This window comes from Actinoplanes sp. NPDC023801 (assembly GCF_040639655.1).
GTDB lineage: Bacteria > Actinomycetota > Actinomycetes > Mycobacteriales > Micromonosporaceae > Actinoplanes.
Map to the genome: position 1 here is coordinate 86,412 of NZ_JBFAAI010000020.1, position 26,657 is coordinate 113,068.

At 70.8% G+C, this 26,657-nt stretch carries 24 protein-coding genes; 14 read left to right on the top strand and 10 right to left on the bottom strand.

The features are described from left to right. Positions 1 to 4: 4 nt before the first annotated feature. The gene (locus tag AB0G04_RS30085; protein ID WP_360989338.1) at positions 5 to 958 is read right to left on the bottom strand and encodes an aldo/keto reductase; all 954 of its coding nucleotides are present in this window, start codon (positions 956 to 958) and stop codon (positions 5 to 7) included. After that, entirely contained in the window at positions 955 to 2,541 is a 1,587-nt protein-coding gene (locus AB0G04_RS30090; protein WP_360989341.1) for an FAD-dependent monooxygenase, read from the bottom strand. Before AB0G04_RS30090 ends, AB0G04_RS30085 begins: the two co-directional genes overlap by 4 nt. A 244-nt stretch (positions 2,542 to 2,785) precedes the next feature. Between AB0G04_RS30090 and AB0G04_RS30095 the strand changes: the two genes are divergently transcribed. Further along, positions 2,786 to 4,360: an MFS transporter gene (locus tag AB0G04_RS30095; RefSeq protein WP_360989344.1), complete on the top strand. Its 1,575-nt coding sequence runs from the start codon at positions 2,786 to 2,788 to the stop codon at positions 4,358 to 4,360. 13 nt (positions 4,361 to 4,373) lie between these two features. Here the strand turns inward: AB0G04_RS30095 and AB0G04_RS30100 are convergent, their stop codons facing one another. Next, positions 4,374 to 4,751, bottom strand: a complete 378-nt coding sequence (locus AB0G04_RS30100) for a DUF2809 domain-containing protein (RefSeq protein ID WP_360989346.1) — start codon at positions 4,749 to 4,751, stop codon at positions 4,374 to 4,376. Positions 4,752 to 4,946: 195 nt separating this feature from the next. Here AB0G04_RS30100 and AB0G04_RS30105 point away from each other — a divergent pair, with 195 nt between their 5' ends. From AB0G04_RS30105 to AB0G04_RS30125, 5 genes are all read left to right on the top strand, one after another. Then, positions 4,947 to 5,213, top strand: coding sequence for a hypothetical protein (locus tag AB0G04_RS30105; protein ID WP_360989349.1), 267 nt, complete (start codon positions 4,947 to 4,949; stop codon positions 5,211 to 5,213). Positions 5,214 to 5,378: 165 nt separating this feature from the next. After that, positions 5,379 to 6,173, top strand: a complete 795-nt coding sequence (locus AB0G04_RS30110) for an endonuclease/exonuclease/phosphatase family protein (RefSeq protein ID WP_360989351.1) — start codon at positions 5,379 to 5,381, stop codon at positions 6,171 to 6,173. 101 nt (positions 6,174 to 6,274) lie between these two features. Continuing rightward, on the top strand, positions 6,275 to 7,267 hold the full coding sequence (locus AB0G04_RS30115) for a LacI family DNA-binding transcriptional regulator (protein WP_360989353.1): 993 nt from the start codon (positions 6,275 to 6,277) through the stop codon (positions 7,265 to 7,267). 118 nt (positions 7,268 to 7,385) lie between these two features. After that, a complete protein-coding gene (locus AB0G04_RS30120) occupies positions 7,386 to 9,227 on the top strand; it encodes an RICIN domain-containing protein (RefSeq protein WP_360989356.1) in 1,842 nt (613 codons plus the stop codon). 50 nt (positions 9,228 to 9,277) lie between these two features. Next, positions 9,278 to 10,333 carry a hypothetical protein gene (locus AB0G04_RS30125; protein ID WP_360989358.1) on the top strand — a complete coding sequence of 352 codons (1,056 nt, stop codon included), beginning with the start codon at positions 9,278 to 9,280 and terminating at the stop codon, positions 10,331 to 10,333. A 91-nt stretch (positions 10,334 to 10,424) separates the two neighbouring features. Here AB0G04_RS30125 and AB0G04_RS30130 read toward each other — a convergent pair whose 3' ends face one another. Then, on the bottom strand, positions 10,425 to 11,780 hold the full coding sequence (locus tag AB0G04_RS30130; protein WP_360989361.1) for a hypothetical protein: 1,356 nt from the start codon (positions 11,778 to 11,780) through the stop codon (positions 10,425 to 10,427). A gap of 45 nt (positions 11,781 to 11,825) precedes the next feature. Here AB0G04_RS30130 and AB0G04_RS30135 point away from each other — a divergent pair, with 45 nt between their 5' ends. Together AB0G04_RS30135 and AB0G04_RS30140 are read left to right on the top strand one after the other, a co-directional pair. Then, complete coding sequence (locus AB0G04_RS30135) at positions 11,826 to 12,350, top strand: acyl-CoA thioesterase (protein WP_360989364.1); 525 nt, start codon at positions 11,826 to 11,828, stop codon at positions 12,348 to 12,350. Positions 12,351 to 12,370: 20 nt separating this feature from the next. Further along, positions 12,371 to 14,335, top strand: a complete 1,965-nt coding sequence (locus AB0G04_RS30140) for an acetoacetate--CoA ligase (RefSeq protein WP_360989366.1) — start codon at positions 12,371 to 12,373, stop codon at positions 14,333 to 14,335. On the opposite strand, the gene AB0G04_RS30145 is transcribed toward AB0G04_RS30140, so the two are convergent. Further along, on the bottom strand, positions 14,316 to 15,041 hold the full coding sequence (locus tag AB0G04_RS30145) for a TIGR03089 family protein (protein WP_360989369.1): 726 nt from the start codon (positions 15,039 to 15,041) through the stop codon (positions 14,316 to 14,318). The genes AB0G04_RS30140 and AB0G04_RS30145 overlap by 20 nt on opposite strands. 181 nt (positions 15,042 to 15,222) lie before the next feature. Here AB0G04_RS30145 and AB0G04_RS30150 point away from each other — a divergent pair, with 181 nt between their 5' ends. Both AB0G04_RS30150 and AB0G04_RS30155 read left to right on the top strand, forming a co-directional pair. Beyond that, positions 15,223 to 16,368: a glycosyltransferase family 1 protein gene (locus AB0G04_RS30150; RefSeq protein WP_360989372.1), complete on the top strand. Its 1,146-nt coding sequence runs from the start codon at positions 15,223 to 15,225 to the stop codon at positions 16,366 to 16,368. 40 nt (positions 16,369 to 16,408) lie between these two features. Beyond that, positions 16,409 to 17,509, top strand: coding sequence for a sugar phosphate nucleotidyltransferase (locus AB0G04_RS30155; protein ID WP_360989510.1), 1,101 nt, complete (start codon positions 16,409 to 16,411; stop codon positions 17,507 to 17,509). Positions 17,510 to 17,585: 76 nt separating this feature from the next. Here the strand turns inward: AB0G04_RS30155 and AB0G04_RS30160 are convergent, their stop codons facing one another. Genes AB0G04_RS30160 through cofD form a run of 3 tightly spaced genes read right to left on the bottom strand, consistent with a single transcriptional unit; the run spans position 17,586 to position 20,172 of the window. After that, positions 17,586 to 18,143 (bottom strand): NUDIX domain-containing protein, encoded by a 558-nt coding sequence (locus tag AB0G04_RS30160; RefSeq protein ID WP_360989376.1) that lies wholly within the window; start codon positions 18,141 to 18,143, stop codon positions 17,586 to 17,588. Next, positions 18,140 to 19,225, bottom strand: a complete 1,086-nt coding sequence (locus tag AB0G04_RS30165) for a coenzyme F420-0:L-glutamate ligase (protein WP_360989379.1) — start codon at positions 19,223 to 19,225, stop codon at positions 18,140 to 18,142. The genes AB0G04_RS30160 and AB0G04_RS30165 overlap by 4 nt, the downstream gene beginning before the upstream one ends. Beyond that, positions 19,222 to 20,172, bottom strand: coding sequence for a 2-phospho-L-lactate transferase (gene cofD / locus AB0G04_RS30170; protein WP_360989382.1), 951 nt, complete (start codon positions 20,170 to 20,172; stop codon positions 19,222 to 19,224). Before cofD ends, AB0G04_RS30165 begins: the two co-directional genes overlap by 4 nt. Positions 20,173 to 20,263: 91 nt before the next feature. Here cofD and AB0G04_RS30175 point away from each other — a divergent pair, with 91 nt between their 5' ends. From AB0G04_RS30175 to AB0G04_RS30185, 3 genes are all read left to right on the top strand, one after another. Further along, on the top strand, positions 20,264 to 21,187 hold the full coding sequence (locus AB0G04_RS30175) for a hypothetical protein (RefSeq protein WP_360989384.1): 924 nt from the start codon (positions 20,264 to 20,266) through the stop codon (positions 21,185 to 21,187). A 90-nt stretch (positions 21,188 to 21,277) separates the two neighbouring features. Beyond that, a complete protein-coding gene (locus AB0G04_RS30180; protein ID WP_360989387.1) occupies positions 21,278 to 23,779 on the top strand; it encodes a bifunctional FO biosynthesis protein CofGH in 2,502 nt (833 codons plus the stop codon). Positions 23,780 to 24,156: 377 nt separating this feature from the next. Beyond that, the gene (locus tag AB0G04_RS30185) at positions 24,157 to 24,417 is read left to right on the top strand and encodes a WhiB family transcriptional regulator (RefSeq protein WP_106315381.1); all 261 of its coding nucleotides are present in this window, start codon (positions 24,157 to 24,159) and stop codon (positions 24,415 to 24,417) included. Here AB0G04_RS30185 and AB0G04_RS30190 read toward each other — a convergent pair. Then, on the bottom strand, positions 24,414 to 24,779 hold the full coding sequence (locus tag AB0G04_RS30190) for a metallopeptidase family protein (protein WP_183223054.1): 366 nt from the start codon (positions 24,777 to 24,779) through the stop codon (positions 24,414 to 24,416). The two genes, AB0G04_RS30185 and AB0G04_RS30190, sit on opposite strands and share 4 nt — an antisense overlap. 296 nt (positions 24,780 to 25,075) lie before the next feature. Between AB0G04_RS30190 and AB0G04_RS30195 the strand changes: the two genes are divergently transcribed. Beyond that, complete coding sequence (locus tag AB0G04_RS30195; protein ID WP_360989389.1) at positions 25,076 to 25,438, top strand: DUF3499 domain-containing protein; 363 nt, start codon at positions 25,076 to 25,078, stop codon at positions 25,436 to 25,438. A gap of 165 nt (positions 25,439 to 25,603) precedes the next feature. On the opposite strand, the gene AB0G04_RS30200 is transcribed toward AB0G04_RS30195, so the two are convergent. After that, the gene (locus AB0G04_RS30200) at positions 25,604 to 26,407 is read right to left on the bottom strand and encodes a polysaccharide deacetylase family protein (RefSeq protein WP_360989392.1); all 804 of its coding nucleotides are present in this window, start codon (positions 26,405 to 26,407) and stop codon (positions 25,604 to 25,606) included. Between the last annotated feature and the right edge of the window lie 250 nt (positions 26,408 to 26,657).

Genomic DNA, 26,657 nt, shown 5'->3' on the forward strand with positions numbered 1-26,657 from the left:
CGCGTCAGTAGCGGTGGCCGGCGGCGACGGGCAGCGCGTCGAGAACGGCGCGCACCCCGGCCGGGATCCGGATCGACGCGGCTGCCAGGTTCTCCCGCAGGTAGACCGGATTCTTGGTGCCCGGGATCGGCACCACGAACCGGCCCTGCGCCAGCACCCAGGCCAGCGCCAGCTGCGCGGGTGTCACGCCGAGCTGCCCGGCCTGCTCGCGGACCACGGCCGCGATCCGCCGGTTCTGCGCCATGGTGTCGGCCTGGAACCGGGGGTTGCCGTGCCGCCAGTCACCGGCCGGCAGGTCGTCGGGGGAGGTGAAGCGGCCGGCCAGGAATCCGCGGCCGAGCGGCGAGAACGGGATGAACGCGATGCCGAGTTCCTCGGTGAGCGGCAGTACCCCGGCGAGTGCGTCCCTCGTCCACAGCGACAGCTCGGACTGGACACTCGTCACCGGATGGATGGCGTGCGCCTCACGGATCTGCGCCGGGTCCGCCTCGGAGAGGCCGATGGCACGGGCCTTGCCGGCTGCGACCAGCTCGGCCATCGCGCCCCAGGTCTCGGCGAGCGGCACCGCCGGATCGACGCGGTGCAACTGGTAGAGGTCGACGTGGTCGGTGCGCAGCCGGAGCAGGCTGGCGTCGAGGGCGGCCCGCAGATGCTCGGGGCGGCCGTTGCGGTGCAGGTTGCGGGCACCGTCGACGATCAGGCCGCCCTTGGTGGCCAGCACGGCGTCGTCGCGGCGGCCGGCCAGGGCCTTGCCGACCAGGTACTCGTTGTCGAACGGGCCGTACATGTCCGCGGTGTCGATCAGGGTGGCGCCCGAGTCGAGTGCCTCGTGGATGACCTTGATCGAGGTCGACTCGTCACGGCCCTGCTCGTCGTAGACCCAGGACATGCCCATGCACCCCAGGCCGATGCGGCCCACCGCGGGTCCGTGGGTGCCGAGCGTGGTGGTGTCGATCACTTCTCTTCCTTTCCGGGCCGGGTCAGATCGGCCAGGTGGCGGGTGATGGTGGGAAGCGCGGGGTCGCTGTCGTGCGCGGCGACGTAGTGGTCGGGGCGGATCAGGGTCACCGAGATCCGGCGACCGGGTGTCCGGCCCGGCAGATCCCCGCCAGGCGGGCCCGCGGCGGGGCGCAGCAGGCTTCCGGTCCGGGTCCATCCGGAGATCAGTCTCGGGTACGCCCGGAGCAGCGCCGCGAATGCCGGGCCGGGAACCGGCTCCACGCCGTCCGGAACGGTCACCAGCAGCGAATAGCGGTCGTCCGGCAGCACGTCGCGGATCGGCCGCCAGACCTCGCCGTCGGTGGTGACCGCGAAGTTCGGCACGAGCGCGCCGTGCCGGACCGGCCGGCGGGTCAGGCCACGGGTCTCCGGCGCGATCGTGAGCCCGTGCGGGTACTCGTGCCGGGTGCCGGTGAGCCATGGTACGTAGTGCCGGTCGAAGAGCCCGGCCCGCGCCGCGGCACCGGCCGCCAGGTCACGGGCGGTGACCTGCCACGGTTTCCGGATCAGCCAGGCCCGGGTCTGCGCCTCGGCCTGCCGGACCACCGAGCGGGCCACGGCCGCGCGCTCGGTCTCGTAGGAGTCGAGGATCGCCTCGGGCAGATCGCCGTGCCACACCGCGGCCAGTTTCCAGGCCAGGTTGTGCGCGTCGGTGACACCGGTGTTGAGGCCCTGGCCACCGGCCGGGCTGTGAATGTGCGCGGCGTCGCCGGCCAGGAAGACCCGCCCGGACCGCGGGTGCTCGACGTGCCGTGCGTGGATCCGGAAGGCCGCGCCCCAGGACAGGTCGTGCAGGCGCAGGCCGCCCGGCCCGCGGGCGTCGACCAGGTCCTGCAGCAGGCCGAGGGTCACATCGTCGGAGGTCAGCTCGTGCGGGGCGGCGGTGAACACCCGGTGCCGCCCGTTCGGCAGCGGGACCAGCACCAGGACGCCTCGCGGCGAGCAGTAGTAGTGCACCGAGGCGGGCTCGGCCGTGCCGGTGATCGCGGTGTCGCCGAGCACGAACGTCTGCGGGTACGTCGCACCGTCGAAGTCGAGCCCGAGCAGCCCGCGGACCGTGCTGCCGGCCCCGTCGGCGCCGATCACGTGGCTGAACCGGTGGGTGCGCTCCACGCCGTCCGGCTCGCGGATGGTGGCCGTCACCCCGTCGGTGTCCTGGGTCAGCACGGTCAGTTCGGTGTGCCACTCCGGCTTGCCGCCCCGCTCGGCGAGAGCGGCGTGCAGCATCGCCTCCACGTCCGGCTGAACGATGATCTTCGGGCGGGTGGCCGTCCCGAACGGGATGCGCAGGATCGGCCGGCCGTCGGAGTAATACCGGAAGTCGGCGACGTCCTGTCCGTGCCCGGCGATGTGCGGGCCGCCGCCGAGCCGGCGCAGCACCTCGAGGGTGCGCGGCCACACCAGTAGTGCCTTGCTGAACTCGCTCGGAGCCGCAGCACGGTCGATCACCCGTACGTCCACGCCGCGTCCGAGGAGGATCGCGGCTGCCGTGAGGCCGACCGGACCGGCGCCCACCACCAGCACCGGATGGTTCTCCGGCATCGTTTCCACCCTTCGTTGTCCTCTGTTGAACCGATGCTCTCGCATGAGCATAAGGGCTCTGATACGCATCCTAAGTCAGAGGGGCTCGGGGCGGGTACCGGGTGGTACTGGCGGACATTTGACAGCTCGGTGGATAAGCGTCAGGATTCGTTAGACCATCAGAGTTCGAATATGCGTCTGGGTTCTGAGTAGCGGCTTCGGCCGCCCGGACCGCGCATCCCCGCAGAGCAAGGAGCTCGCGTCCATGTCCGAGGAATCCGGCGTGCCCAGGTCGCGCCCCACCCTCACCCTGATCACCGTCTGCGTGGCCGGTGGCCTGCTGCCGCTCTCCCTGACCGGCTCGTCGATGGCCCTGCCCGGCATCAACGCCGACCTCGAGCCGGGTCTGGCCGCCCTCCAATGGGTGGTCAACGCCTACAACCTGCTGTTCGCGAGCCTCATGCTGGCGGCTGGCTCGCTCGCCGACCGGCTCGGGCGCCGGCGGATGTTCGTCATCGGCTCGGTGCTGTTCGCCTCGGCCTCCGCGGTGAGCGCCGCAGCCGGGCACATCCTCGTCATCGACGTGGCGCGGGCCATCGCCGGTGTCGGCGCCGCCGCGGTGCTGACCAGCGGCAGCGCGATCCTGGCACAGACCTTCCAGGGCCCGGCGCTGGGCAAGGCGTTCGGTGCGCTCGGTACGTCGTTCGGCTTCGGGCTCGCCTTCGGCCCGTTCCTGTCCGGCCTGCTCGTGTCGGCCGGCGGCTGGCGGGCGGTCTTCGCCGCGCACGCCGCGGTCTCGCTACTGGTGCTGCTGGTCAGCCGGCTGCTGCCGGAGTCGCGTTCGGCGGCCGCCACCCGGGTCGACTGGCTCGGCACGATCACCTTCTCCGGCAGTCTGCTCGCCTTCGTGCTGGCCGTCGTGCAGGCGCCGCAGATCGGCTGGACCGACCCGGTCACCGTGGCCCTCTTCGTGGGATGCGCCCTGCTCATGGTGGCGTTCGTGTTCGCCGAGCGGCGTCAGGCCGCGCCGATGTTCGACCTGTCGCTGTTCCGGCAGTCCCGCTACGTGGCCGCCTGTCTGGTCCCGGTCGCGCTCGCCTTCGGCTTCGTGACCCTGCTGGTGCTGCTTCCGTCGTACCTGATCTCGGTCGACGGTGTGAGTGCCCAGCGGGCCGGCGTGACCCTGCTCCTGCTCACCGCGCCGACCCTGATCATGCCGTCGATCGCCGGTTACCTCTCCCGGTGGGTCTCGGCCCGGGTCCTGCTGGTCGTCACCCTGCTGCTGGTGGGCGGTGGTGCCGCCTGGCTGACCGTGATCGACCGTGGGGTCGGTGTGCTGACGATCGCGGGGCCGCTGCTGACCATCGGTGTCGGCATGGGCATCTCGCTGGCGATCCTGGACGCCACCGCGGTGAGCAGCGTGGAGCCGGAGCGAGCCGGCATGGCCGCCGGCATGTTCAACACCATGCGGCTGTCCGGCGAGGTCGTCGCCATCGCCACCATGGGCTCGGTGCTCGCCGGCCTGACCCAGGCACGGCTTGCCGAGGGCATCGGTGGCTTCCAGGCGGCCGGGGCGCCGTCGGCGTCCGAGGCGGCCGGCCAGATCGTCGCCGGTGACCTGGGCGCGGTGGCCGAGCGGGTCGCGCCGGAGTCGCGGGCCGCATTCGTCGACTTCGCGGCGGGCGCGTACTCGGACGGTTTCCACACCGCACTCTGGGTGCTGGCTATCGCCACCGTGCTCGCGGCCCCGGTGATCGGGGTGCTGCTGCGCGAGCGCAAGGCCGCCGCCACCGGACTGCACTCGGAGCCGGCCGCCCGCAGCCTCGACCCGGTCGCCTGACCGTCACGGCGCCTCACGTGGCCGGCCGCCGGCGCAGGTGGTGCAGGACCACCAGCGGGACGATGCCGATCGGGTACCAGATCAGGTCGATCGGGTCGAACGCGGCGCCGAGCACCAACCGGGCCGCGAGGCTCTCCGCGGAGAGCCTCGCGGGCACGCCGGTGAGCTGGAAGAGCTCGGCTCCCCAGCACCAGGCGAGCGCGATGCCGCCGGCGGCGAGCGGGGCCAGGCGCGGCGCCAGGAACCGCACCCCCGCCCAGGTCGTCGAGGCGTACAGGGCGGTCCCGGAGGACTGCTCCCACCAGCTGCCGAGGGGCACCACCGCCCGGATCGCGAGCGCCGCGGCCAGGAAACCGGCGGCGGCGATGATCATGATCAGCCGGATTCGCACCCGGCCGATCGTAGGGACCCGGTCAAAAGCGGGAACCGGCTCAGCCGGGAGGCGGGGCCGCCGACAGGGACGGAGGAGGCCCGGCCGGGCCACCGTTCACGAGCCTCGCCGACGCGAGCAACTGAGTCCGCCTTACGGGCCGCATCGGGGGTCCACCCGATGCGGCCCGGAACCGCATGTTCCTAACGTCGAGGTATGAAGCTGCTGCTCAGAGTGCTCGGCGTGATTGTGGCGCTGTTCTTCGTCGTTCGTGCGGTGGCCGAGCCGTTCGTCATCGACGTGACCGACCCCGCCACCTACGCCGCCGACTGGGGCGGCCCCAGCCTGATCGGGGTGCTGGCCGTGCACTGCGGTCCCGGTGTGCTCGCGGCGATGTTCCTCTACGGGTCCGTGGTGCGCTGGCGCAGGCGTGAGCCGGTGTCCGCGGGCAGCGTCGTCCCGGGGTCCCCGACATCGGCCTGAGCTCCTTCACACATTGATGCCCGTCAACTAGCGTGCAGATGGTCACGATTTCCGGTGACCATCTACGCCCGGCTCCGCCGGGATCGGGGGCACGCTGTGAAGAAGACAGTTTTCCGGCTTCGTGCGCGCGCTGTTCTTGCCGCTCTGGTCCTTGCTCCACTTCTCTTGTCCGGCCCCGCGAACGCCGCGGAGTCGTCGGCCCGGACCGCTGCGCTGCCGTCCGGGGTGCCGTTCACGACCATCCAGATGAACCTGTGCAACAGTGGCCTGGCCTCGTGTTACAGCCGGAACGGCGGCCGTTCGGTGGGGGAGGCCGCCCAGGTGATCGCCGTGCGGCGTCCGGACGTGGTGACGCTGAACGAGGTGTGCCGCAACGACGTCGTGTCGAGCCTGACGAATGCGATGGCTCAGACGTTTCCCGGACAACAGATCTTCGCCCATTTCCAGCCCGCCGGTGATCGGTCGCAGGGCGGTCTGCCGTACCGATGCCGGAACGGTGACGAGTACGGCATCGGAATCGTCGGCCGGGTGACCATCGGTAGTGTGCCGATCCGGACGTTCGGCGGCCTCTATCCCCAGCAGGACACCTCGTCCAGAGAGATGCGGGCGTGGCTGTGCGCGAGTGCCGGCGACATCTACATCGCCTGTACCACCCATCTGGCGTCCACCTCGGGGACCATCGCTCTCCAGCAGTGCCGGCAGTTGATGAACGCCGAGGTCCCGGCGGTGCGGGCCGCTGTCGGCGGGACCGCCTCCATCGTCGTCGCCGGTGACCTCAACCTTCGCTTCGGCGGATCGCCGAACGCGCAGAGCTGCGTGCCGGCGGGCTGGTACCGCAAGGGCGACGGTTCCGTGCAGCACTTCCTGACGACGTCGAACATGGCTTTCTCGTCCAGTCAGTCCCTGGCGATGACCTACACCGACCACGTCGCCTGGCGGGTCACCGTGGTCCCGTCCTGAGACGAGGTTCCGGCTGGAGGGCCACGTCTCCCGTTCCGAGATAGCCACGGCGCGCCCGGCGCGATAGAAACACGCCCATGAAACAGGGCGATGAAACAAGAGTGACGGTTCGCGATGTCGCCGAGCGGACCGGGCTGTCCATCGCGACGATCTCGCGGGTGCTGAACGGGCGGGCCAACGTCGCGGCACACACCCGCGAGCGGGTGCTCACCGCCATGGGCGAGCTGGGTCAGAAGGCCCCGCGACGGCGTGGCGAACGGGCCACCGGCATCTACGTCCGCTGCCCGTACGTGCTGACCGACTACTTCGGACTGATCGTCTCCGCGGTGGCCGAGGCGCTCGAGCCGCACGGCCTGCAGGTGATCCTCAACGCCGGGGTGGCCGCCCAGCGTGAGCACGTGCTCACGACGCTCACCGGGCGGCGGGACGTGACCGGGGCGGTGCTGATCCTGCCGCCCGAGCCGGGTGCCGAACTGGCCCGGCTGCGCGACCGCGGTTTCCCGTTCGTGGTGCTCGACCCCCGTACCGCGCCGCCCCGGAACCTGGCCGCGGTCTCCGCAGCGCACTTCTCCGGCGCCCGGCAGCTCACCGCCCACCTGGTCGAACTCGGACACCGGCGGATCGGCATCATCGGCGGTCCGCGTGACTGGCTGGCCTCCGAGAACCGGTTCGCCGGCTACCTGTCGCCGCTGGCTGACGCGCGCGTCCTGCCTGAGCCGGAGCTGGTGCGGTTCGTCGCCGAGCCCACCACCGAGCTGGGGTACCGCGCCGCCGTCGAGCTGCTGGGCCTGCCGGACCGGCCGACCGCGCTGGTGGCCTTCAACGACAAGATGGCGATCGGGGCGCTGCGGGCGGCCGCCGAGCGGGGCCTGCGGGTGCCCGAGGACCTGTCGGTGGCCGGGTTCGACGACATCGAGCTGGGCCAGGCCTGCCGTCCGATGCTGACCACGGTCCGGCAGCCGCTCGAGGAGATGGGCCGGATGGCGGTGCACCTGCTGCTGCGGATGCTCGGCGGCCACCGTCTCGACGCGTTACATCTGGAACTTGCCACCGAGCTGGTGGTCCGGGAGTCGACCGGACCGGTACGAGTCTGACGTGTTTCACGGTTCCGGAACCGGAACACGGCAATCCGGAACCCAAGTCCATTGACCCGTACAAATTGTCGAAGGTTTCCTTCCTGTTACCTGTCCCCCGTGCAGCAGGGAGTCCCTCATGAGAAAGACCGCGTTGCTCGCGGCGGCCGTCATCGGCGCCGCCTCGCTGAGCGCACCGGCCTACGCAGCCGGAGAGACCGTCAACGTCTACCTCACCACCACCTCGGACAGCGGCGGCCGGACCGTGACCCGCGGCCTGCAGCAGCAGGCCGCGATCGCGTTCGGCCCGGCCGGCGGCACCGCGAACCAGACCATCAACGTCGACGAGGGCACCACCTACCAGGTCTTCGAGGGTGGCGGCGCGTCGATCACCGACACCACCGCCTACCTGTTGCGCGGCGGCCCGATCAGCGCGGCCACCCGCGACGCCGTGATGTCGAAACTGTTCAGCCCCACCAACGGCATCGGGCTCTCCTTCGTCCGCAACCCGATCGGCGCCTCCGACCTGTCCCGGCCCGGCAACGTGTCGCTCGACGACACCTGCTGCGACCTGAACGACTTCGGCACCAACGGCTACGACACGAACGTCCGCCTGCTCACCCAGCAGGCCCGGCAGCTGAACCCGGCTCTGCGCGTCAAGGGGGTCCCGTGGAGCGCGCCCGGCTGGATGAAGGACAACGGCCGGATGGACCAGATGGGCTGGCTCAAGTGGGAGCACTACCCCACGTACGCCCAGTACCTGGTCAAGTACATCCAGAGCTACCAGGCCGCGGGTGTGCCGATCAACTACATCTCGGTGCAGAACGAGCCGAACTGCTGCCAGGCAGCGAACCCGACCGCGATGAACTACCCCGGCATGAGCTGGAACCCGTCCGGGCTCGTCGAGTTCACCAAGAACTTCGTCTACCCGGCGTTCCGCGCGGCCGGCATCAACACCAAGGTGCTGATCCACGACTGGAACTACGGGGACTACGCGAACTTCGGGGCGGCCATCCTCGCCGACGCCGGAGTGCGCAACGACCCGCTGTTCGGCGGCATCGCCTGGCACGGCTACTTCGGTGACCCGGTCGTCGGCACCCAGGTGCACGACGCGTACCCGTCGGTGAAGCAGTTCAGCACCGAGCACTCGGGTGGCACCTGGATCACGAACCAGCACAACGAGGACATGGCCGACATCGTCAACTACGCCCGGAACTACAGCAGCAGCCTGGTCAAGTGGAGCCTGGCGCTGAACCAGAACATGGGCCCGCACAACGGTGGCTGCGGCACCTGCACCGGCCTGATCACCGTGCAGGAGGGCGGCTCCCGGGCCGGGCAGGTCGACTACACGGTCGAGTACTACACGACCGGCCACCTCACCAAGTTCGTCAAGCCCGGCGCGGTACGGATCGCCTCCAACAACACCGCAGTGCAGAACGTGGCGTGGCGCAACCCGGACGGCTCCAAGGCTCTGATCGCCCACAACGGCGGCACCGGCAGCCAGTCGGTACGGGTCAACTGGGGCGGCCAGTCCTTCGTCTACACGCTGCCGGCCCGTACCACCGCGACCTTCAGCTGGTCCGGAACGTCGGCGCCTGCACCCGGCGGGACCGTCACCGGCCTCGGCGGCAAATGTGTCGACGTGGCGGGAGCCGTGAACACCAACGGCACGGCCATCCAGCTGTACGGATGCAACGGCACCGCCGCGCAGCAGTGGAGCCGCCCCGGTGACGGAACGCTGCGCTCGCTCGGCAAGTGCCTCGACATCAGCGGCCCGAGCAACGCCGACGGCACGGTCGCGCACCTGTGGGACTGCCACACCGGCACCTCCCAGAAGTGGACCCTGGACGGCTCGCAGCGGCTCGTCAACACGTACTCCGGCAAGTGCCTCGACGTGACCGGCAACAACTCCGCCGACGGCACCCGCCTGCAGATCTGGACCTGCGGCACCGGCGCCAACCAGAAGTGGTCCCTCAACTAGGACATCGGCTGTCTACAGTGCTCTCCATCGATCAACACAGGGAGAGCACTGTGGACGACGTCGTCCTGCGAATCCGGGACCTGGTCGGCTGGGACGGCCCGGAAGCGGCCCCGGACTGGCCGGCACACATCGAGGCGACCGGCATCCGGTTCCCCGCCGACTTCCGGCGGCTCGCCGAAACCTTCCCGCCCGGTGAGTTCCAGGGCTTCTTCAAGATCCTTCACCCTGACATGTACGAGGACGCCGCCGAGTACCGTGCCGCCTTCCGGGGCCACGCGGGACTGCTGAGGTGCCGGGCCTATCCGAAGCCGGGCGGCGTCATCCCGTGGGGCACGGTCCAGTTCGACTACCTGCTCTGCTGGATCCCCGAGGGCGACGACCCGGACCGCTGGCCGGTCGCGGTGTTCCGCCCTCACGGCCACGAGCCCGAGGCGCGCTACGAGATGACCGCCGCCGAACTCGTCCACGCCCTGCTGATCGTGCCGTGCCCGATCGAGAGACTCGCCTACGTCGCCGAGGCGGAGCAGCCGCCGGACTTCGGCGTCTTCGAGGACGACGAGCACGACGAGGACGACGGGGACGACGAGGACGACGGCCGTCCCGCACCGTCGCCCGGCTTCTGGATGCATCCCGCGCTTCTCGGTGCCCTGCCGGAGCCGGTCGACGCGGCGGCCGAACTCCGGCCGTATCTCACCGTGAGTCCCGGCACGGCGGACCGCAGCGCCGACGCTCTTCCGCTGCCCGGCGACTACCGGCGTCTGGTCGCCGAGGTGGGCACCGTGACAGCGGGTCCGGCGACCCTCCTCGCCCCGCCGCGGCTCGCGGCGGAGACCGAACGTCTGCGAGCCCGGATCGCGGGCGAGCGGGAGGCAGGCACCGGACCGCTCGGCCCGATCTTCCCCGAGGAGAACGGGCTGATCCTGTGGGGTGTGCTGGAGGGCGGCGGATATCTGTTCTGGATGCCGTACGGCCCGGATCCGGACGAGTGGCGGGTCGTCGCCCTGGACCGGACCTTGAGGTTCTCGGCTCACTACCGGATGTCGGCCACGCGGTTCCTGCTGGCGCTGTCCCGCGAGCCGGGCTCGGTCGTCCTGCCGCCGGTCTGAGCTGGAGGCCCTTCGCTCACCGTTCCGGGAGTGTCTGACCAGCGGATACAGCGAGGGCGGGCGTCGTGTGGCGCCCGCCCGCGTCAGGTTCTCAAGACTCGATCGACGGCGGGCGGCGCTGCGCGGGAATCACCGCGGTGGGGTCGCCCGGCAGATGCAACGGGGTCGTCTTCTCGTCCGCGGACCCGGTGACCCCGGCGGGAACGGCCGACTCGCCGGTCTGCGTGGTGACACCGGCAGGGACGGTCTTCTCCTCAGCCGGCGTGGTGACCCCGGCGGGGACGGTCTTCTCGTCGGCAGGCGTCGTGACACCGGCAGGGACGGTCTTCTCGTCGGCAGGCGCCGCCTTCGCTGTCTCGGTCGAGGCCTTCGCCGGCATCAGTAGAGGCCGGGTCTCGTCCGGGTCGGCGGAGGTCGCCATACGGTCCTCGTCCGGCCACACCTGCGCGACGGTGTCCTCGTCCTTCTCGGCGGCGGGCTTCGCGGCGGCCGGTGCGGCGGGATTGGTTGCGGCGGGCTCGGTCGCGGGAGGCGTGGGTGCGGCGGGCTTGGTTGCGGGCTTGGGTGCGGCAGGCTTGGGTGCGGCCAGACCCATACCGCTGACGATCGTCGGCTCGTCGGCCCCGATCGCCAGAACCGTGGTCGGCTCCGCCTCGGTGACCGGCGGTGCCGGCGGCGTCGTCGTAGCCACGGGCGGCGCGACAGGCGGCGTGGCGGGAGTCGCGACAGGCGGCCTGGCGGGGGACTGCGGCTGGGTCACGAAGACGGTGCGGTCGTTGTTGCCGTCCGCCTCGGTCCGGCCGCCGTCCGGCCTGCCGGCGGTACGACCGGCGGCGACGCTGCTGATCGCGACGGTCGGGTCCGCGGCGGGCCCGCTGTTGATCGCGACGGTCCGGTCCGCGGCGGGCCCGTTGCCGAGAGCGACGGTCCGGTCCGCGGGGACGCCGGTGCGGATCACTGTGGTCTGCTCGGCGGCGACCGGGGTACCGGCCACCTTCGCGGCGCCCCGGAACCGGCCGATCTCACCGATGATGGGCAGCACCGGCGGCTCGTAGCGGGCCCAGCGGCGGGCGCTCAGTGCCGTGCCGAGCAGCGGTATCGCCAGCACTGCGGCCAGGCCGTAGCCGGGCCGGCTGAGGTCGAAGCCCTCCTTGGCGACCTCCGGGGCCCACAGCGCCGCGTACGCCTCCGGCGCGTTGAACGCCCAGACGGTCACGCCCAGGTAGGCGGCTCCGGCCAGCACCGGTCCGGCGGGGGAGACGGGTCCCGCGGCGAGGATCGAGAAGAGGATGCCGGAGAAGAGCAGCAGGAGCAGCCCGCTGATCGACTCGGCGGCGAAGAAGTCCCGCCCACGGCTGCTCAGGTCGTCGGTGAAACCTACGGCGAGCAGCACCCAGATGCACGGAGCCAGCACCAGTGCGTAAAAGATCGACCTGAGGTGACGCATGATCCGGCACGGTACTCGGCACCTGCAAGAACTAACGTACCGGCTATGGAAGATCTATATCCCGGCCGTCCGACGGCTCTGTCCCGGGTCACCCTGAGCCGGATCATGACGGCGGTCGACGTGAACCTCTACGGGACCGTGCACGGTGGCGTGCTGATGAAGTTCGTCGACGACGTGGCCGGTGCCGCGGCGGCCCGGCACAGCGGCGGCACCGTCGTGACCGCGGCGATCGACGAGATCGTCTTCCTGGAGCCGGTCCGGGTGGGTGACCTGGTGCACGCGTACGCACAGGTCAACTGGACCGGCAGCACCTCGATGGAGATCGGCGTGAAACTGGCCGCCGAGCGCTGGGACGAGGTCGGCCCGGAGCCGCTGCCGGTGGCCACGGCATACCTGGTCTTCGTGGGTGTGGACTCGGCTGGCAACCCGCGCCGGGTGCCGCCGGTGCTGCCCGCCGACGACGAGGACAAGCGCCGGTTCACCGAGGCGATGATCCGCCGGGACCACCGTCTGGCACGGCGGGCGGCCATCCAGAAAGCACGGGCCGACCATCAGCGGTCGGTCGGCTGATCCGTCGTTAAGGTGTGGTGATGACGACAGGTGGGGTGACGGCGGGCACAGTTCTGTGGGAACCGCCGGCGGACGTCCGGGACACCTCCCGGATCGGGCGTTTTCTGACGTGGCTGGAGTCCGAGCGGGGGCTGTCCTTCGCCGGCTACGCGGACCTGTGGGAGTGGTCCGTCACCGACCTGACCGGCTTCTGGGGCGCGATCTGGGACTACTTCGAGGTCGTCGCGCACGAGCCGGCCACCGCGGTTCTCAGTGGCACCACCATGCCGGGAGCGCGCTGGTTCCCCGGCGCCACCCTCAACTACGCCGAGAACGTGCTGCGGATGCCCGGCCTCGCCGACGACGAGCCGGTCGTTCTCGCGTACTCCCAGACTCGTGAACCTGTCACCCTCACCGCCGGTGAGCTGCGCGCCGAGGTCCGGAGGGTTCGTGCCGGGCTGAAGGCCCGGGGTGTCGGGAAGGGCGACCGGGTCGCCGCCTACGCGCCGAACATCCCGGAGACCTATGTGCTGATGCTGGCGACCGCGAGCCTCGGCGCGATCTTCTCGTCCTGCGCGCCGGAGTTCGGCACCCGCAGCGTGATCGACCGGTGGAGCCAGATCGAACCGAAGGTTCTGGTCGCGACGGACGGCTACCGCTACGGCGACAAGGACATCGACCGGACCGGCGAGATCGCCGCGATCCGGGCGGCGATCCCGTCGATCGAGCACGTGATCACCATCGGATACCTCCGCGGGGGCGGCGACTGGGACTCGCTGACCGGCGACGAGCTCGAGCCGCTGGAGTTCGAGGCGGTGCCGTTCGATCACCCGCTCTACGTGCTGTACAGCTCCGGCACCACCGGCCTGCCCAAGCCGATCGTCCACGGCCACGGCGGCATCCTGCTGGAGCACCTGAAGATCCTGGCACTGCACCACGACCTCGGCCCCGGCGACCGGTTCTTCTGGTTCACCACCACCGGCTGGATGATGTGGAACTACCTGGCCAGCGGTCCGGCCGTCGGCTCGGCGATCGTGCTCTTCGACGGCAACCCCGGCTGGCCCTCGCTGAACACGCTGTGGGAGCTGGCCGGCACCGCCGGCATCACCTACTTCGGCACCTCGGCGCCGTTCCTGCTGGCGTGCCGCAAGGCCGGGATCACCCCGCGGGTCTCCCTCAAGGGCCTCGGCTCGACCGGTGCGCCACTGCCGGCCGAGGGCTGGGGCTGGGTATACGACGCGGTCAGCCCGGACGTCCAGCTGCTCTCGCTGTCCGGCGGCACCGACGTGTGCACCGGGTTCGTCGGCGGTGTCCCGCTGCTGCCGATCCGGGCCGGGGTGATCACCTGTCGCAGTCTGGGCGCCCGGGTCGAGGCCTACGGCCCGGAGGGCAAGCCGGTCCTCGGTGAGCTGGGCGAACTGGTGATCACGGCGCCGATGCCGAGCATGCCGGTCGGCTTCTGGAACGACCACGACGGCTCGCGCTACCGCGAGGCCTACTTCGACGTCTTCCCGGGCGTGTGGCGGCACGGCGACTGGATCACGATCGACGACGCCGGCGGCTGCGTGATCACCGGCCGCTCCGACGCCACCCTCAACCGGGGCGGGGTGCGGCTCGGCACGGCCGAGTTCTACTCCGTGGTGGAAGGGCTGCCGGAGATCGTCGACTCGCTTGTCGTACACCTGGACAAGCCGGATGACCCGAACGGTGAACTGCTGCTCTTCGTGGTGCTCACCGAAGGACTGCAACTCGACGACGCGCTGCGCGCGCGCATCGCCCGTGAGCTGCGCGGTTCACTCTCGCCCCGGCACGTGCCCGACGCCGCCCATCAGGTACGCGCACTGCCGCGCACCCTCTCCGGCAAGAAGCTGGAGGTGCCCGTGAAGAGAATCCTCACCGGCACCCCGGTGGAGGCCGCGGCGGCCGAGGGCGCCCTGGCCAACCCCGGCTCCCTGACCGCCTTCGCCGACCTTTACGCCGAACGGGTCAGACCAACGTCAGCGTGACCTTCTCGGTGGCGGCGCGCGCCTCGGTCCTCGACGGGTCCAGGTTGGCGCACAGGACGATCGAGGCGCCGGCGACCAGCGGTGCCAGCAGCCAGTCGGTGGCGTCCGGGTGGGCCGAGGTGTCGATCAGTACCCGGGCGCCGGCCGTGATGCCGAGCTGGGCGGCCCGTTCGGCGGCCTCCTCGAGCACGTCGTGGTGACTCAGCTCGATCGGCCCGGCGAGGGCGCGGTCGGCGGGGTCGACCGGTGCGCCGCGGAAGTGGTCGCCGTGGTTGCGGACCTCGGTCACGTAGTCGACATATCCGGCGGGCGGGGTGCGCAGCGGCATGGCCAGCGGAAGCAGGCCGGTCGCGTACCGGTCGAGGGTGGGCCAGCCGGCCGCCGTCTCCACCCGGTCCGGCGTGGTGAACAGGGCCTCCACCGGCTGCGGGTCGCCGCCGAGATCGACGGCCAGGCCGGCCGCCGACACGCCGAGCAGCAGCGCCGCGGTCTGCCAGTGCGGCGGCAGCAGCAGGGCCACCGCGTCGCCGTGGCCCAGACCGACCCCGTCGGCCATCAGGTTCGCGGTCTTCGCGACCCAGTTGTCGAGCGTCGCCCCGGACAGCTCGGTCCGGTCGCCGGTGGCATCGTCGTACCAGGTCAGGAGCGGTGCGGCCGGGTCGCGCCGGACCGTGTCAGTGAACACCTGCGGGATCGTCGTCATCATCGCTTCACAGCGTAGGCGGGTCACGGACAGTATTGGTCACAGAAGGGCCGCAACGATCGAGGTGTCGCGGACACCTCCCTGAAGCCTTCCCGGCGTACCCTCGAACCGTTGGTGGTTCCGCCGCCGTAGAGGTAGTTCGGACCACCGCATCGGTACGTCAGAGACGCCAAGGAGATGCCTCGTGACCCCCGGTCGCCCCCCGCGAGTGCTCGTCGACGCCACAAGTGTCCCCGCTGACCGGGGTGGTGTCGGCAGATACGTCGACGGGCTCCTCGGAGCTCTGGAGCAGCAGAGCCCCGGCCGCATCGATCTCGCCGTCGTGTCCCAACGGGCGGATGCGGAGCGTTACCGCCGCATGCTTCCCAGTGCCGAGGTGATTCCCGGCCCGGCCGCGATCGTGCACCGGCCGGCGCGCCTGGCCTGGGAACAGACCGGCTTGCCGCTGCTCGCCCAGCAGGTCGGCGCCGACGTGCTGCACGCGCCGTTCTACACGTGCCCGCTGCGAGCCGGTTGCCCCGTCACCGTCACCGTGCACGACGCGACCTTCTTCACCGAGCCCGAGCATTACGACAACACGCGCCGGACCTTCTTCCGCAGCGCGATCAAGACGTCGCTGCGCCGGGCGGCCCGGGTGATCGTGCCCAGCAAGGCCACCCGCGACGAGCTGATCCGCCTGCTCGACGCCGACCCGACCCGGATCGACGTGGCGTACCACGGGGTCGACCACACGGCCTTCCATGCCCCCACCGAGGACGAGAAGGCCAGGGTCCGCGCCCGGCTCGGCCTGGGCGACTCCGGTTACGTGGCGTTCCTCGGCGCCAAGGAGCCCCGCAAGAACGTGCCCAACCTGATCCGCGGCTGGGCCCGGGCGGTCACCGACTGGCCGCGCCCGCCGGCCCTGGTCATCGCCGGGGGACAGGGCCACGACGACGACATCGACCGCGCGGTGGCCGAGGTCCCGTCCCACCTGCGGCTGCTCCGGCCGGGCTATCTGCGGTACGCGGACCTGCCCGGCTTCCTCGGCGGCGCCCTGGTGGCCTGCTACCCGTCCTTCGGCGAGGGTTTCGGGCTGCCGATCCTGGAGGCGATGGCCTGCGGCACCCCGGTGCTCACCACCCCGCGCCTGTCGCTGCCGGAGGTCGGCGGTGACGCGGTCGCGTACACGACCGAGACGCCGGACCGGATCGCGGCGGACCTGGCCGATCTGCTCCACGACGAGGATCGCCGCCGGACACTCGCCAAGGCCGGCTTCGATCGGGCGAAAGAGTTCACCTGGGAGTCCAGCGCGGAGGTACATGTGACAACGTGGAACCGGGTCGCATCTTGATCATCTACTAAACTCTCCGCGCATGAGCGACCAACAGGCTGTGCTGTACGGAGTCGTGCTGGCTGGGGGCACCGGAACCCGTCTCTGGCCGCTGTCCCGTGCCGGTCATCCAAAGTTCCTGCACCCACTGACCGGGACCGAGGCGTCCCTTTTGCAGGCCACGGTGGATCGGCTGGACACTCTCGCCTCACCCGATCGGGTGTTCGTGGTGACCGGTGTGGCGCACGCCGCCGCCGTGTCCCGTCAGCTGGCCTCCATGCCCGAGGAGAACGTGCTCGTCGAGCCGTCGCCGCGGGACTCCTGCGCGGCGATCGCCCTGGCGGCCGCGGTGATCGCCCGCCGCGACCCGGAAGCCATCATGGGGTCGTTCGCGTCGGACCACCTGATCGCCGACAAGGCGGCGTTCTCCGCGGTGATCCGGGAGGCCATGGTGGGTGCGGCCCAGGGTCTGCTGATGACTCTCGGGATCACCCCGACGCGGCCCGAGACCGGGTACGGCTACCTGCAGTGCGGTGCCGCGGTCGGCGACGGCCCGCTGCTGAAGGTCGACGAGTTCAAGGAGAAGCCGTCGTACGACGTGGCCGAGAGCTACGTGAAATCCGGCAACTACCTGTGGAACGCCGGCATGTTCGTCTGGCGGGTCGACACCTTCCTGGCCGAGCTGCACCGGCAGCAGCCCCAGCTCGCGGCCGGTATCAGCCGGATCGCCCAGGCCTGGGGCACCGCCGACCAGGAGGAGGTCATGGGTGACGTCTGGCCGACGCTGCCGAAGATCTCCGTCGACTACGCCGTGATGGAGGGCGCGGCCGCGGTGGGCCGGGTGGGCACCGTCCCCGGCGACTTCGGCTGGAACGACGTCGGCGACTTCCACACCCTCGGCGAGGTGCTCACCGCCGACCAGGCCGGCAACGTGGTGGTCGGGCCGGAGAACGCCGCCGAGCGGCCCGCCGTCCTGCTCCGGGAGACCCAGGGGCTCGTCGTCGTCCCCTCGTCCGGCCGTCTGGTCGCCGCGATGGGCGTGCGGGACCTGGTCATCGTGGACACCCCGGACGCGGTCCTGGTCTGCCCGCGGGACCGCGCCCAGGAGGTCAAGCAGCTGGTCGACCATCTGAAGGAACTCGGCCAGCACGGTTACATCTGACGCCCGCCCTCCCGCGATCTTGTGAGTTTGCGGTCGCCGCCGAGGCGGAGCCCACGAGATCGCGGAAAAGGTGCGGTCAGGAGAGGCGGGACAGGGCCGGGGCGATCTGGCGCACCGTGCCGGATGCCAGCGGCGACGGCAGCGCGCCGGCGTCGAACCAGGCCAGCTCCGCGGACTCCGCGCTGATCCGCTCGACGCTGCCCGCCGGGGCGTGCAACAGGAACCGGACGTCGTAGTGCACCGACGGCTCGGCCGGGGCACCGTCGGCCGCACCGCACCGTACCTCGTGGACGTCGATGTCGATCGGAGTCGGGTCGAGGACCAGGCCGGGGATGCCGGACTCCTCGGTCGCCTCCCGGAACGCGGCCGCGGCCAGCGTCTCGTCGCCGGCCTCGCAGTGGCCGCCGAGCTGCATCCACAGGCCCAGCCGGCCGTGCAGGCAGAGCAGGATCCGGCCGTCCGTGCCGATGATCAGGGCACTCGCGGTGACGTGCCCGGCCCGGTGGGCGCGGGTCATCGCGACCGGGCCGTCGGCCAGCAGGTCCAGGGTGCGCTTACGGGCCAGTTCGGCGTCGCCGGAGGTGGCCGTCCAGGTGGAGAGGACGTCGACGGCGTTCTCGTAGAGGGCGGTCATGCCGGGGCTCCATCGATGTAGATCAGGGTGACGCCCTCGTCGTCGATCACGGCTTCGGTGCGGACGCCTTCGGCGGCGAGGGCGGCGCGCAGGCGGTGGGCCTCGGCACCGGTGCGGATCAGGGCAGCGGGACCGCCGGTGGTGGGGGTCAGGCGGATGCCGCCGGCGAGGCGGACATCCGACACGAGGAGATCGCCGAGTCTGTGCAGCGCTCGGGTCACGGCAGCCGGGGGACCGGCCGGCGGCTCGTCGGGCGGCGGGGTCCCCGCGCCGACCGGAGGAGGGTTGACCAGGCTGCGTCCGCCGGTGTGGGGCAGTTCCCGGAGTGACGCGGCGGCCCACAGGCCCTCGGCGCGGGCTTCCGCCGTACCCAGTCCGAACATGTCGCTGTCGGCGTCACGGACCAGGACGGCAGCGCCGGGGCCGTCGTCGGTGGTCAGGCGGGGGAAGCCGCGGACGACGGCGACCGGTACACGATCGGATTTGCCCTTCACCAGTTCCGCGGCGGCGGAGAGCTCGTCGATCACGGCCATCTGGGTGAGGCTCAGCTCGTTGCCGTACGGGTCGAGCTGGCCGCGGTGATCGAGCAGCGCGTCGATGCCGGCGGCGCCGAGTGCCACGTCGGTCAGGCCGTTGCGCCAGGTCCGTCCCATCGTGTCGGAGATGATCACAGCGACGTCCAGGCCGCGTTCCCGGAGGGCGGCGCGCAACCGCCGGGCCGAGGCGTCCGGGTCCTGGGGCAGCAGCACCAGGTGGGTCTTGTCGACGTTCGACGCGTCGATACCGGCCGCGGCCATCACAAAACCGTGGTGCGTCTGCACGATCGTGGTGGGCCCGCGGCGGGCGACCACGCGGGCGGTCTCCGCGGCCAGCGCCCGCTGCCGGGCCTCCTCGCGCTCGGGACCGTCGGCCGGCACCTCGACGAGCCGGCCCTCCGCCTTCGAGACGATCTTGCTGGTCACCACGAGGACGTCCCCGCCGGTGATCCAGGGCGCCGCGTTCGTGATCAGCTCGGCCAGGTCGTCGCCGGCCGTGACGTCGCCGATCCCGCGGACCGGCAGGATCTCCAGGCCGTCGATCATCGGGCCAGCTCCAGGGCGTCGGCCACCATCCGGGCCGTGGCGTCCTCGTCGCGCATCCACAGCGGGACCGCCCGGGTCCGCACGCCGGGCACCTGGGCGCCCTCGTCGGAGGTGTCCACCAGCCACGCGTCCAGCAGGCCGCCCTCGGCTCGCGGGCCATACATCCGGCCGACCCCGGCGGCGCTCACCTCGACCTCCAGCGTGGCGAGGCACTTGTCGGCCATCCCGCGGACCGGCGAGCCGCCGATGATCGGCGAGACACCCACCACCGGTGCCGGGCCGGCCGTCACGGCCTCCCGGAGCGCCGGCACGGCCAGGATCGGCGCGATGCTGACCACCGGGTTGCTCGGGGCGACCAGAACCACGTCGGCCGCCTCGATCGCGTCCAGGACCCCGGCCGCCGGCTTCGCCACGTCGGCACCGCGGAAGACGAAGTTGTGCGTCGGCACCGCACCCCGGTAACGGACCCACCACTCCTGGAAGTGGATCGCCTTCCGCTCGCCGTCGACGTCCACGACGACGTGCGTCTCCAGCCGGTCGTCGGTGGCCGGCAGCATCGTGATGCCGGGCTGCCAGCGCTCGCACAGGGCCGCGGTCACCGCGGAGAGCGGGTATCCGGCGTTCAGCATGGTGGTGCGTACCAGGTGGGTGGCGGTGTCGGCGTCACCGAGACCGAACCAGGACGGCTCCACGCCGTACTTCGCCAGCTCCTCCTTGACCACCCAGGTCTCGCCGACCCGGCCCCAGCCGCGCTCCGGGTCGGCGGCGCCGCCCAGCGTGTACATGACGCTGTCCAGGTCGGGACAGATTTGAAGGCCGTGCATACGCACGTCGTCGCCGACATTGACGATCGCCGTGACGTCGGCGCCGATGGCACGGGCGTGCGCGCGCACGCCGACGAGGAAACGGGCACCGCCGATGCCCCCGGTCAGGACCACGATCCGCATTCCCTCATCCTCGCGCACCCGCGCCGACGGACCGGTTGCCGGGTGCGGGTTTACTCTGGGCCGACTCCGAACAACCGCAACGGGAGCTACCGTGACCACACCATCGCAGCCTGACCAGGCCGCCGAGAAGCCCATCGGGCAGTACCTGCGGCCCCTGCGCGACCTGGCCGCATACGCCCTGATCGCGGCGTCGGCCGTATTTCTCTTCGTGGCGGTGATCAGCCTCTTCGGCGAGGACTTCACCGCACGGACGCGAAGCAGCTTCGGCTCCTTCGTGAATCTGGAGACGATCCTCTTCCCGTTCGCCGCCGTGATCCTGTCGCTCGGCGTCAAGCCGGTGCACCCGAAGGCGAAGCTGATCACCATGATCGCGCTGGGGGAGTACGCGGTGGCGTCCTTCTTCGGAGTGATCTTCGGTCTGCTCTTCGGGGTGAGCGGGATCGCCGCCATCGACGCGGCGGCGGCGTTCAACGCGCTGCTCGTACGGGTCGCCTGGCTGGCGCTGCTCGGTCTGACGGCCTATGCCGTGCTGCAGATATGGCTGGGTGTCTATCCTCGGCCGGTCTCGCAGCCGGGCGTGTACGGGCAGCCTCAGCCTCAGCCGTACCAGTACGGCCCGCCGCCCGGATACGGCCAGCATCAGCCCTACGGAGCCCCGGCTCCCGGTCCGGTACCTCCGGGTACCCCGATGCCGCCGCCGGTGGCCACGCAGCCGTTCAGCGTGCCGCCCGCGCCCTACGGTCAGTATCCGTCCGTCCCGCCGCCCGTCTGGGGCGCGGCGAGCCCGCCCCACGCGCCGCAGTCGGCCCCGCCCGCGGCCCAGCACTCGGCACCGCCCGCCACGCCGTACTCGGCACCGCCCGCCACGCCGTACTCCGCGCCGCCCGCAGCCCCGGCGGTTCCGTTCGCGGAGCCGACGCAGCCGGTGCCGCCACCGCCCGCCGACCGTACCGAGGTGCTGCCGCAGGACCGCCCCGGCTTCGGTCCGGCCGACCAGGATCCGCCCCGCTCCTGACCCGTCCGGGCCCGGGATGGTGTCCCAGGACACGTTCCGGGCCCGTGACCACTGCGGCAGCCGAAACGATTCCGGCCTAGGCTGCTTTGCGTGGTAGAGGTCAACGTGGAACCCGTACCGACCGAGGCGAGCATCCGCCGCGCACTGCGCCGGGCCGCCGACGGTAAAGCGATCGACGTCGACGAGGCGGCCGCGCTGCTGGCGGCGACCGGTGAACAATTCGACGAGCTGCTGGCGATCGCCGGCGGCATCCGGGACGCCGGACTGCGCGAGGCCGGCCGGCCGGGCGTCGTCACGTACTCACGCAAGGTCTTCATTCCCCTGACCCGGCTCTGCCGGGATCGATGCCACTACTGCACGTTCGCCACCGTGCCGCACAAGCTGCCGGCCGCGTTCCTGGAACGCGAGGAGGTCCTGGAGATCGCCCGCCAGGGCGCCGCGCAGGGCTGCAAGGAGGCGTTGTTCACCCTCGGCGACCGGCCGGAGGAGCGCTGGCCCGCCGCCCGGCAGTGGCTCGACGAGCGGGGGTACGACTCCACCCTCGATTACGTGCGCGCCTGCGCGATCGCCGTGCTCGAGGAGACCGGTCTGCTGCCGCACCTCAACCCGGGGGTGATGGACTGGGCGGAGCTGCAGCGGCTCAAGCCGGTGGCGCCGAGCATGGGCATGATGCTGGAGACCACCGCCACCCGGCTGTGGTCGGAGAAGGGCGGCCCGCACTACGGCTCGCCCGACAAGGAGCCCGCCGTCCGGCTGCGGGTCCTCGACGACGCCGGCCGGGTCGGTGTCCCGTTCACCACCGGCATCCTGATCGGCATCGGGGAGAACCTGACCGAGCGGGTCGACTCGCTGTTCGCGATCCGGCGGGCGGCCCGCGAGTTCGGGCACATCCAAGAGGTGATCGTGCAGAACTTCCGCGCCAAGCCCGACACGGCGATGCGCGGGATGCCCGACGCGGAGCTGCGCGAGCTGGCCGCCACGGTGGCGGTGGCGCGGATCATCATGGGGCCGCGGGCCCGGATCCAGGCCCCGCCGAACCTGATCGACGACGAGTTCTCCCTGCTCCTGCGGGCCGGCATCGACGACTGGGGTGGCGTCTCCCCGGTGACACCCGATCACGTGAACCCGGAACGGCCCTGGCCACAGATCGACCTGCTCGCCGAGAAGTCGGAGAAGTCCGGGTTCGTCCTGCGGGAAAGGCTCACGATCTATCCGGAGTACGTCCGCCGCGGTGACGAGGGCTGGCTGGATCCCCGGCTGAAGGCCCACGTGACGGCGCTGGCGACCGAGGACGGCCTCGGCGCCGACGTGAAGCCGGTGGGCCTGCCCTGGCAGGAACCCGACGACGCGTTCGGCGGCGGCCGCACCGACCTCCACAAGAGCATCGACACCGACGGCCGCACCGAGGACCGGCGCTCCGACTTCGACCACGTCTACGGCGACTGGGAGGAGGTGGCCGCGCACGTCAAGGCGGCGCCGGCGACGATGCCGACCGATGTGGTGGCGGCGCTCAAACTGGCCTCCGAGGATCCCGGTGCGCTTCTTCTGGAGAAGAACGAGGACAAGGCGATGGCGTTGTTCAACGCCGACGGCGCGGCCCTCGACGAACTCACCCGGATCGCCGATGACCTGCGAAAACACGTCAACGGTGACGACATCACGTACGTCGTGAACCGCAACATCAACTTCTCGAACGTCTGCTACGTCGGCTGCCGGTTCTGCGCGTTCGCCCAGCGCGAGAAGGACGCCGACGCGTACCGGCTCTCCGTCGAGCAGGTCGCCGACCGGGCCGAGGAGGCCTGGCGGGACGGCGCGTCCGAGGTCTGCATGCAGGGTGGCATCGACCCCAAGATGCCGGTCACCGCGTACGCCGACCTGGTCCGTGCCGTGAAGCAGCGCGTGCCGGGGATGCACGTCCACGCGTACTCCCCGATGGAGATCGTCACCGCGTCGGCGAAGGCCGGCGTGTCACTGCGGGAGTGGCTCACCGAGCTGAAGGCGGCGGGGCTGGGCACCATCCCCGGCACCGCGGCCGAGATTCTCGACGACGACGTGCGCTGGGTGCTCACCAAGGGCAAGCTGCCCGCCTCCGCCTGGGTCGATGTGGTGACCACCGCGCATCAGGTCGGCATCCGATCGAGTTCGACCATGATGTACGGCCACGTCGATCACCCCCGCCAGTGGCTGGGGCACTTCCGGGTGCTGGCCGGCATCCAGGACGTGACCGGCGGCTTCACCGAGTTCGTGGGGCTGCCGTTCGTCCACACCAACGCCCCGATCTATCTGGCCGGCATCGCCCGTCCGGGTCCGACCTGGAGGGAGAACCGGGTCGTGCACGCGATGGCGCGGGTACTCCTGCACGGCCGGATCGACAACATCCAGTGCTCGTGGGTGAAACTCGGCGACGAGGGTACCCGCGTGATGTTGAACGGCGGGTGCAATGACCTGGGCGGCACCCTGATGGAGGAGACCATCTCGCGGATGGCCGGCTCCGAGCACGGTTCCGCCCGGACGGTCACGGAGTTGAAGGAACTGGCAGCGGCGGCCGGTCGTCCCGCGGTGGAACGCACCACGGTGTACGGACGCAGATGATCGATCTTCTTACACCCTGGTGGGACGTGATTGACGGAAGATCACCGGGGGCATGATCCATTCGGCGGACCCGGGTCGGGGGACCCGGTGCCGCCAGATTACAAAACGGGTTAAATTGGACGCGAAGGCAGGGCTTCGCGTTACCTTCCGGTGGCTTGAAGCGATAGGGCTGCAACGGCCTCGTGATCCGTTCTCACACGTGCGGTAAACGGGGCCATTTAGCAGGTTCGGCTTGACGACGCACGTCTTACACGCGTGTAATTTTGGTGGGGTTGTGGGGACGATGTGGCACAAAGGCGTCGTACCCACAAAAACACGCCGCGTGCGTGGGGGGTCAGCGCTGGATTCGTACCGGCGCGGAATTTGGAGGCACGCCGATGGAAACGACGCAGGTTGAAGGGGTAGACCTGCTCGGGGACGCGCCCGAGTGGCAGGAGCGGGCACTGTGTTCACAGACCGATCCCGAAGCGTTCTTCCCTGAAAAAGGTGGCTCGACGCGCGAGGCTAAGCGCATCTGTGGCCGCTGTGATGTGAAGGCCGACTGTCTGGAGTACGCACTCGGCCATGACGAACGTTTCGGCATCTGGGGTGGACTGTCCGAACGTGAACGTCGCAAGTTGAAGCGGCGGGTCGCCTAAGCCAACTCGTCGGGATCCACCCCGAGCAGGTTGGCAACCTGCTCGATGATCACATCGTGGACGAGGTCGGCGAGGTCCTCGCGATCCATCGCCCGGAATTCCAGCGGGCGTCGGTACAGCACGATCCGCGGCGGCAGCTCATGCCGCCCCGGACGGCCCGGCAGCAGCCGGGCCAGGGGTACCTCGCCGTCCTCGAGCACGTCCGAGTCGTAGACGTTCAGCTCCGGCGGCACATCCTCGACCGCGAACTCCACGCCGGCCAGCTCCTTGGCATAGCGGCGTTCCAGGCTCTCGACGGTGTCCAGCACCAGGTCGTCGAAGATCTCGGCCTTCGTGCGGGCCAGCGGAACGGTCGCCGGCACCAGGCGGCCACGCAGGCCGCGCCCGTGCCGGTCCCGGCGCGCGGGATGCCCCGGACCGGGCTTGCGCGGCGCCTTGCCATCCGTGCGGCGGCGTTCGGGGCTGGTGGTCACGCGGCCAGCGTATCCCCACCCGGGCGACAGACGTGGTCAGCCCGTTCTCCCCGTGTGTCCGCGCCGGGGATTCGCCCCAACGAGGCGGCGTGTTCAACGAACATCGCCGAATCGTGATACGCCCCGGTCGGCGTGTCGCGACGCAACACGACCCGGAATCGCGAACGGGGAGATAAGTTGCCGCCGTGAGGTCACCACGGCGTTGCTCCCGGAACGGCTGTCCCCGACAGGCGGTCGCCACGCTGACCTACGTCTACGGCGACTCCACGGCTGTCGTCGGCCCTCTCGCCGCCTTCGCCGAACCCCACACGTACGACCTGTGCGAGCCGCACGCCCGCAGCCTCACCGCCCCGCGAGGCTGGGAACTGGTCCGCCACGACGGTGACTTCGCGCCCCCGCCCCCCACCACCGACGACCTCGTGGCCCTTGCCGAGGCCGTCCGCGAGGCGGCCCGCCCGATCACCCCGCGTCCGGACGAGGCCGACCACACGCCGGGTCACCAGACCGGCCGGCGTGGCCACTTACGGGTGATTCCGCCCTCCCACTGACGAGCCGCCACCTCGCGCGGCTTCGTTCCCTTCCGGCGCGTCAGGCGACGCGGGCAGGTCGCTCGCCCCACGCCGCGCCAGACGTATGCCGCCCTGGGTGCGCCGGCGTGGAAGCGGTGCGTGCGGCAACTCGCCGCGGTGCGGGAAGTGCGGCTGGGGGTGCCGTCAGACGAGGGCGACCAGCTGGAAACGCTTGCGCAGCCACGGCAGCAGGACGCGGTAGGCGTCGATGGTGGCGGGCTGGGCGTAGTCGTGGGAGAGGACGATCGCGCCGGGTCCGGTGTGCTTCTTGACCAAGCGGATGATCTTCTGGCCCTGGGCTTCGCGGGAGACGCCGGGAGCCTGGTCCCAGTCGCGCGGGTCGACCTTCCAGTAGATCGAGTGCATGCCGAGCTCGGCGGAGATCCTGACGAGAGCCGGGGTGAAGTTGCCGCCGGGCGCGCGCATGTACCGGATCTTGGCGTCCGGGACGGCGGACCGGATGGCGGCGTTGGTGCGTTCCAGGTCGGCGCGGATCGCGTGGTGGGACCGCTTGCCGAGTTTGAGGTCGTGGTTCCAGGAGTGGTTGCAGAAGCTGTGCCCGCCCTGAGCGATCGCGCGAACCAGGTCAGGGTGCCGCCGCGCCTGAGTCCCGACCAGGCAGAACGTGGCCTTCACCTTCTCCTTGGCGAGGAGTTTGAGCAGTTTGGGCGTGAGGTCGGGGTCGGGCCCGTCGTCGAAGGTGAGGGCGACTCCCTTGGTGCCGGTGACCAGCAGGCTGCCGGCCGGGCCGGTCCGGCCTTTCGGCTTGTTGTTGATCCGGGCGATCGAGGTGCCCTCGGTGCGCGGCGTCGTCGGGGACGGCTTGGCGGCCGGCGCGGACGTCGAGGGGGAGGCCGGAGCGGGAGCGCTCGGCGGTGGTGCGACCGAGGGGGCCGGCGGCTGTGCGGTGGTGGTCGCCGCGGTCGCCTGACCGACGAGCCCCGTCATGATCAGCGCGACGCTGATCGCGAGAGCCTTCCGCGTATGCGACAGCCGTATCAATGAGACCTCCCCGGGGTCGGTTGCGCGAGTGCCGAGGATGCCTCGGATCACCGCAGATCGCCAATCGATGTGTTTCTTTGGCGCGAAACCGGTAATGCGTCAAGTTTCGCCCGAAGCCGATCGCCAGTCACCGATGGGGTGCGGTCAAGAAGGTAAATGTCCGAAAGGTCTACACGGCTGGGGGCGGTGCCGGCAG

Coding starts and splice junctions, on each gene's coding strand:
- AB0G04_RS30135 (WP_360989364.1), top strand. CDS start 11,826: ATGGAAGATCTATATCCCGGCCGTCCGACGGCTCTGTCCCGGGTCACC.
- cofD (WP_360989382.1), bottom strand. CDS start 20,172: ATGCGGATCGTGGTCCTGACCGGGGGCATCGGCGGTGCCCGTTTCCTC.
- AB0G04_RS30120 (WP_360989356.1), top strand. CDS start 7,386: ATGAGAAAGACCGCGTTGCTCGCGGCGGCCGTCATCGGCGCCGCCTCG.
- AB0G04_RS30090 (WP_360989341.1), bottom strand. CDS start 2,541: ATGCCGGAGAACCATCCGGTGCTGGTGGTGGGCGCCGGTCCGGTCGGC.
- AB0G04_RS30185 (WP_106315381.1), top strand. CDS start 24,157: ATGGAAACGACGCAGGTTGAAGGGGTAGACCTGCTCGGGGACGCGCCC.
- AB0G04_RS30140 (WP_360989366.1), top strand. CDS start 12,371: ATGACGACAGGTGGGGTGACGGCGGGCACAGTTCTGTGGGAACCGCCG.
- AB0G04_RS30145 (WP_360989369.1), bottom strand. CDS start 15,041: ATGATGACGACGATCCCGCAGGTGTTCACTGACACGGTCCGGCGCGAC.
- AB0G04_RS30160 (WP_360989376.1), bottom strand. CDS start 18,143: ATGACCGCCCTCTACGAGAACGCCGTCGACGTCCTCTCCACCTGGACG.
- AB0G04_RS30200 (WP_360989392.1), bottom strand. CDS start 26,407: ATGACGGGGCTCGTCGGTCAGGCGACCGCGGCGACCACCACCGCACAG.
- AB0G04_RS30165 (WP_360989379.1), bottom strand. CDS start 19,225: ATGATCGACGGCCTGGAGATCCTGCCGGTCCGCGGGATCGGCGACGTC.
- AB0G04_RS30095 (WP_360989344.1), top strand. CDS start 2,786: ATGTCCGAGGAATCCGGCGTGCCCAGGTCGCGCCCCACCCTCACCCTG.
- AB0G04_RS30105 (WP_360989349.1), top strand. CDS start 4,947: ATGAAGCTGCTGCTCAGAGTGCTCGGCGTGATTGTGGCGCTGTTCTTC.
- AB0G04_RS30130 (WP_360989361.1), bottom strand. CDS start 11,780: ATGCGTCACCTCAGGTCGATCTTTTACGCACTGGTGCTGGCTCCGTGC.